This window comes from Bradyrhizobium sp. 142 (genome assembly GCF_023074015.1).
Classification (GTDB): domain Bacteria; phylum Pseudomonadota; class Alphaproteobacteria; order Rhizobiales; family Xanthobacteraceae; genus Bradyrhizobium.
In genome coordinates this window covers 1-5,854 of sequence record NZ_JADPKQ010000008.1, presented here as the reverse complement: position 1 = coordinate 5,854, position 5,854 = coordinate 1, and the positions used below count along the sequence as shown (strand labels likewise).

The following is a 5,854-nucleotide window of genomic DNA, read 5'->3' as shown; positions in this document are numbered from 1 at the left end:
AGCTCAGCCGGGCGACCTTTGTCACGAGGCTTCAGATCAGCCGGTTACCCAACCAACCTGCTCGTCAGCTACCAGACTTATCGACAATTATCCGGGTGGATTCCTCCTCCACTGGTGACACGCGCCCTTCGGGGCACACAGCGCAATCCGGGACAGAGCGAGCCTCACGTGACCCGGATTACGCTACAGCGTAATCCGGGCTACACCTCTCGTTCCACAGCCTTCAAACAAGATTTCAAACGCCCTCGCGAAATTCCATCGCGTGGCATGGGCCGCGAAGAAAATGCGCGCTCGCGCTTTGGCCGCGCCGCGACTATTCTCCGGCCTAATAGTTTCAGCGCCCCGGGAGGAACAATGACAAAACACGCCTACATTCCGCGCACCACCAACTACACGCTCAATCCCGGGGACGAGCTGAATGATTTGCGCATGTCGGATCAGGTCCGACCGCTCTACGACCACGTCAAGAAGTTCATTCGCGACACCGTCGAGCCGATGTCGATCGAGTTCAACAAGGCCGGTGAGAGCAAGGAAGACCGCTGGAGCTTTACGCCGAAGCAGCTCGAGGCGCTGGAGAGAGCCAAGAACAGGGCCAAGCAGGAAGGCCTCTGGAACTTCTTCCTGCCCGACGACGAGACCGGCCAGGGCCTGAAGAATCTCGATTACGCCTACATCGCTTCCGAACTCGGCAAGAGCCCGCTGGCCTCCGAAAGCATGAACTGCTCGGCGCCCGACACCGGCAACATGGAGGTGCTGGAGCGCGTCGGCACCAAAGAGCAGAAGGAGAAGTGGCTGAAGCCGCTGCTCAACGGCGAGATACGGTCGGCCTATGTCATGACCGAGCCCAACGTCGCCTCGTCCGACGCCAAGAACATCTCGACGAGCGCAAAGCTCGTCGGCGACGAGTGGGTCATCAATGGCGAGAAATACTACATCTCCGGCCTCGGTGATCCCCGCTGCAAGATCCTCATCGTGATGGTAAAGACCAATCCGGATGCGGCGCCGAGCAAGCAGCAGTCACAGATCCTGGTGCCGCGGGACACGCCCGGCGTCGAGGTGCTCGGCCCGATGTACGTGTTCGGGCAGGACCACGCGCCGCGCGGCCACATGCACATGCGCTTCAACAATGTGCGCGTGCCGAAGGAGAACATCCTGCTCGGCGAAGGCCGTGGCTTCGAGATCTCGCAGCTCCGCCTCGGACCCGGCCGCATCCATCACTGCATGCGCACCATCGGCAAGGCCGAGAAGGCGCTCGATTTGATGGTGCAGCGCGGTCTCACCCGCGAAGCCTTCGGCAAGAAGATCGCCCATCTTGGCGGCAACATGCAGATCATCGCGCAGGCGCGCTGTGAGATTGAGGCGATGCGGCTGATGGTGTTGAAGGCGGCGAAGGCGATGGACGTGCTCGGCAACAAGGAGGCCCGCGTCTGGGTCTCCATGGTCAAGGCCATGGTGCCGGAGCGCGCGTGCAAGATCATCGACCAGGCGATCCAGATGCACGGCGCCACCGGAATCTCGCACTGGACCCCGCTCGCTGAGATGTATCAGGACGTGCGCCACCTGCGTTTTGCGGATGGTCCCGACGAGGTGCACTGGATGGTGGTCGGACGCCACGAGCTGAGCATGGCGTGAAGTTTCGCCTAGTGCACCCCTGCCGTAGGGTGAGCAAAGTCGCGCTGTTGGCGCGCCGTGCCCACCATCACATTTTCCCGCATAGGGCGGTGGGCACGCTTCGCTTTGCCCACCCCAGAGATGCGGCTATGACGCAGCAGCCACTTCGCCGATCTTGTCCTGCGTCTTGGTGTCGAAATCGCTGGCATCGTGGCGTTCGTGGAGCTGGCTTGCGGGATCGCCGTAGACGCGGTTGACCATGCGGCCGCGCTTCACGGCCGGACGTTTTGCGATCTGGTCGGTCCAGCGCTGCACGTTCTTGTAGTCCTGCACCGACAAGAACTCGCCGGCGCCATAGACCAGCCCCTTGGCGAGCGCGCCGTACCATGGCCACACCGCAATGTCGGCGATGGTGTACTCGCTGCCCGCCAGGTACGCGTTGTCGGCGAGCCTCCGATCAAGCACGTCGAGCTGGCGCTTGGTCTCCATCGCGAAACGGTCGATGGCGTATTCGATCTTGCTCGGCGCGTAAGCGTAGAAATGGCCGAAGCCGCCGCCGAGATAGGGCGCGCTGCCCATCTGCCAGAATAGCCAGGACATGGCTTCGGTGCGGGTCTTGATGTCCTTCGGCAGGAAGGCGCCGAATTTTTCCGCGAGGTAGAACAGGATCGACCCGGACTCGAATACGCGGATCGGCTCGGGGCCGGAACGGTCCATTAGCGCCGGGATCTTCGAGTTCGGATTGATGTCGACGAAACCGCTGCCGAACTGCTCCCCCTTGCCGATGTTGATGAGCCAGGCGTCGTATTCGGCGCCCTTGTGGCCCAGCGCCAAAAGCTCCTCCAGCATCACCGTGACCTTCACGCCGTTCGGCGTCGCCAGTGAATAGAGCTGGAACGGATGGCGGCCGACCGGCAGCTCCTTGTCGTGGGTGGGACCGGCGATCGGGCGGTTGATGCTGGCGAATTGTCCGCCATTCTCTTTGTTCCAGGTCCAGACCTTGGGCGGTACGTAGGCAGGGGCATCGGTCATGCAATGGGCTCCGGCGAAAAGATGCGTCTGCATTAATTAGCCCGCAAATGGCCGATGGCAAGGCCGCCCGATCTGCACGAGGCGCGGAGCTCGCGCCCGTGTCATGCAACTTGACCGTGCCGAGGAGCTCCTGGACCAAGCGTATCTGCCGACGGCGTGTGCACGCAAGATGCACCATCAAATCCGGATTGGCATTGCGCAAGACGATGATCTAGCGTCGATGAGCCTTCGCTCAAGAGAGCAACAACAGCAACGCGGGGCGGCTGCCGGGAGAGAGCCATGAAATCGCCGATCTGCGACATGCTGGGCATCGAGTTCCCGCTGTTCGCCTTCAGCCATTGCCGGGACGTCGTTGCCGCCGTCAGCCGCGCCGGTGGCTTCGGCGTGCTCGGCGCCACCGTGCATACCCCGGACACGCTTGAACGCGAGCTGAATTGGATCGACGCGCATGTCGACGGCAAGCCCTACGGCATCGACGTGCTGATCCCTGAAAACATGTCGACCGCAGGCGAGAAGGACGTCACCTGGAAGAGCCTTGAGGCGCGGGTGCCGCAGGAGCACCGCGACTACACAAGCGATCTTCTGAAGAAGTACGACATCGAGCTCACAACGACCAGCGTCGCGGACAACCAGCCGCAGCCGTTCGATGCCAGAAATGCGCTGGAACTGCTCGAGGTGTCCTTCCGCCATCCGATCCGGCTGATTGCGAACGCTCTGGGCGTTCCGCCCAAGGCGATGATCGAAATGGGAAGGACGCATGGCGTGCCCGTCGCGGCCCTGGTCGGCGCCAAGGAGCACGCGCTGCGGCAGGTCGCAGCCGGCGTCGATATCCTTGTGGTGCAGGGCACCGAGGCCGGCGGCCATTGCGGCGAGGTCTCGACCATGGTGCTGGTGCCCGAGGTGATCAAGGCGATCAAGGATATCCGCGATGTGCCGGTGCTCGCCGCTGGCGGCATCATGACGGGACGGCAGATGGCGGCCTGCATGGCGATGGGCGCGGCCGGCGCCTGGACTGGCTCTGTGTGGCTTGCGACCGTCGAGGCCGAGACCACTGAGATCTTTCGCGAGAAGATGATCGCAGCGTCCTCGCGCGAGGCGGTGCGATCGAAGGGCCGCACCGGCAAACCGGCGCGGCAGCTTCGTTCGGTGTGGACCGATGCCTGGGACCGCGCGCCGGAGAGCCCGGGCGCGCTGCCGATGCCGCTTCAGAGCATCATCAGCCGCGATGCCTTCAACGCGATCGACCGCGCGGCGGAGGCCGGCAATGCCAAGGCGCGGGATCTGGTCAGCTATTTCGTCGGCCAGGGCGTCGGGCTGATCGACAGTGTGAAGTCAGCAGGCGCCGTGGTGCAGGAGTTCAAGGAAGACTTTGCCGAAGCCGTCGAACACATGAATGCGCTGGTGGCGGAGTAGTCGCCTGCGGCCCATCCTTCGAGGCTTGGCCAGCAGCGCAGATGCGCCGCTGGCCTCGCACCTCAGGATGACGCTTTACCCGTAGCCGTCACCCTGAGGCGCCGTAGCGTAGCGGAGGCCTCGAAGGGCGGCGGCGTGGTCAAGATCTCGAATGTGAAGCAAGAATGACAAAATCTCCTACCTCCCCTGACCACATTCCCGTCATCGCCGGCGTCGGCGAGATCGTCGACCGCCCGAAGGAGATTACGGACGGACTCGAGCCGCTCGACCTGCTCGAACAGGCGCTGCGCCGCGCCGAAGCGGATGCCGGCGCGAAGCTGCTCGGCGAGGTGCAGTCGCTCGACGTCGTCAACTTCCTGAGCTGGCGCTATCGTGATCCGGAAAAACTGCTGGCGCAGCGGCTCGGAATCGCGCCTTCACATTGCTATTACGGCCCGGTCGGCGGCGAGAGCCCGATCCGCTACATCCACGAGGCGGCCCAGCGCATTGCGCGCGGCGAATGCAGCGTTGCCGCGGTGTGCGGCGCGGAGGCGCAGTCGACCGCGACCAAGGCCGAACGTGCCGGCGAAAAGCTGCCGTGGACGCCGTTTGCGCATGACGTCGAGGAGCCGAAGCGCGGTGCTGCGTTCCAGAAGCCGCTGGCGGTGAAGCTCGGCGTGTTCCGGCCCGTGACCGTCTATCCGTTCTATGAGGCGGCCTCCTCCGCGCATTGGGGCCAGACGCCGCGCGAAGCCATGGCGGAGTCGGGCACGCTGTGGTCGCGCTATTCGGAGGCCGCGGCGCAAAATCCCAACGCCTGGCTACAACGGCGCTTTGCGCCGGACGAGATCACGACGCCGACTGCGGATAACCGCCCGATCGCCTGGCCCTATACAAAACTGATGGTGGCCAATCCCATGGTCAACATGGGCGGCGCGCTGCTGCTCACCAGCCTTGCCACGGCGCGTGCAGCCGGCATCGCGGAGGACAAGCTGGTGTATCCGCTGGGTGGAGCATCAGCGGAAGAGCCGCGCGACTATCTCTTGCGCGACCAGTTCTATGAAAGCCATCCGCAGAACACGGTGCTGAAGGCGGTGGCGGATCTCGCCGGTGGTGACGGCAAGAAGTTCGACGCGATCGAGCTCTACAGCTGCTTTCCTTGCGTCCCGAAGATGGCGCGGCGGACGCTCGGCCTTGGCGCCGACGTGCAGCCGACCGTGACCGGTGGGCTCACCTTCTTCGGCGCGCCGCTCAACACCTATATGACGCATGCGGCCTGCGCGATGGTGCGGCGCCTGCGCGACGGCGCAAGGCTCGGTCTGCTCTACGGACAGGGCGGCTTCGTCACCAAGCATCATGCATTGGTGGTCTCGAAGATGCCGCCGCGCGAGGCGATGGCGCAGGAGACCAGCGTGCAGGCCGAGGCCGATCGCAACAAGCGCGCCGTGCCAGAGTTCGTCACCGAGGCTGGCGGCAAGGGCAAGATCGAGAGTTTTACCGTGCTCTATGGCCGCGGCGGCGATGTCGAGCATGGCGTGGTGATGCTGCGCACGGCAGACGACCACCGCACGTTGGCGCGGATTCCGGCGGGCGACAGCGCGACGCTGGCGCATCTGCTCGATATGGAACGTACGCCGGTCGGCTCGCTCGGCGAGATCACGATGACCGCCGACGGCGTGCCGGAGTGGCGGGTTGGTTGATCTCCCTCTCCCCGTACTTACGCAGGGCTGTCCCGGGAAAATCACACATAGATGAGCTCCAGCTGGTCGAGAGAGAACCTGGGCTTTGGCTTGCTGGGATTGACTGGCGGAGGCTTGTC

At 64.0% G+C, this 5,854-nt stretch carries 4 protein-coding genes; 3 read left to right on the top strand and 1 reads right to left on the bottom strand.

Annotated features, from left to right (window positions below):
- Nucleotides 1-354: 354 nt before the first annotated feature.
- The gene (locus IVA82_RS00945) at nucleotides 355-1,632 is read left to right on the top strand and encodes an acyl-CoA dehydrogenase family protein (RefSeq protein ID WP_247383821.1); all 1,278 of its coding nucleotides are present in this window, start codon (nucleotides 355-357) and stop codon (nucleotides 1,630-1,632) included.
- Nucleotides 1,633-1,758: 126 nt separating this feature from the next.
- On the opposite strand, the gene yghU is transcribed toward IVA82_RS00945, so the two are convergent.
- Nucleotides 1,759-2,643 (bottom strand): glutathione-dependent disulfide-bond oxidoreductase, encoded by an 885-nt coding sequence (yghU, locus tag IVA82_RS00940; protein ID WP_247383820.1) that lies wholly within the window; start codon nucleotides 2,641-2,643, stop codon nucleotides 1,759-1,761.
- A gap of 279 nt (nucleotides 2,644-2,922) precedes the next feature.
- Between yghU and IVA82_RS00935 the strand changes: the two genes are divergently transcribed.
- Together IVA82_RS00935 and IVA82_RS00930 are read left to right on the top strand one after the other, a co-directional pair.
- Complete coding sequence (locus tag IVA82_RS00935) at nucleotides 2,923-4,056, top strand: nitronate monooxygenase (protein WP_247383819.1); 1,134 nt, start codon at nucleotides 2,923-2,925, stop codon at nucleotides 4,054-4,056.
- Between the two features lie 164 nt (nucleotides 4,057-4,220).
- Entirely contained in the window at nucleotides 4,221-5,735 is a 1,515-nt protein-coding gene (locus IVA82_RS00930; RefSeq protein WP_247383817.1) for an acetyl-CoA acetyltransferase, read from the top strand.
- The last annotated feature ends 119 nt before the right edge of the window (nucleotides 5,736-5,854 follow it).

What these genes read in the sequence shown, in the direction of transcription:
- IVA82_RS00945 (WP_247383821.1), top strand. Translation starts at nt 355, where the DNA reads ATGACAAAACACGCCTACATTCCGCGCACCACCAACTACACGCTCAAT.
- yghU (WP_247383820.1), bottom strand. Translation starts at nt 2,643, where the DNA reads ATGACCGATGCCCCTGCCTACGTACCGCCCAAGGTCTGGACCTGGAAC.
- IVA82_RS00935 (WP_247383819.1), top strand. Translation starts at nt 2,923, where the DNA reads ATGAAATCGCCGATCTGCGACATGCTGGGCATCGAGTTCCCGCTGTTC.
- IVA82_RS00930 (WP_247383817.1), top strand. Translation starts at nt 4,221, where the DNA reads ATGACAAAATCTCCTACCTCCCCTGACCACATTCCCGTCATCGCCGGC.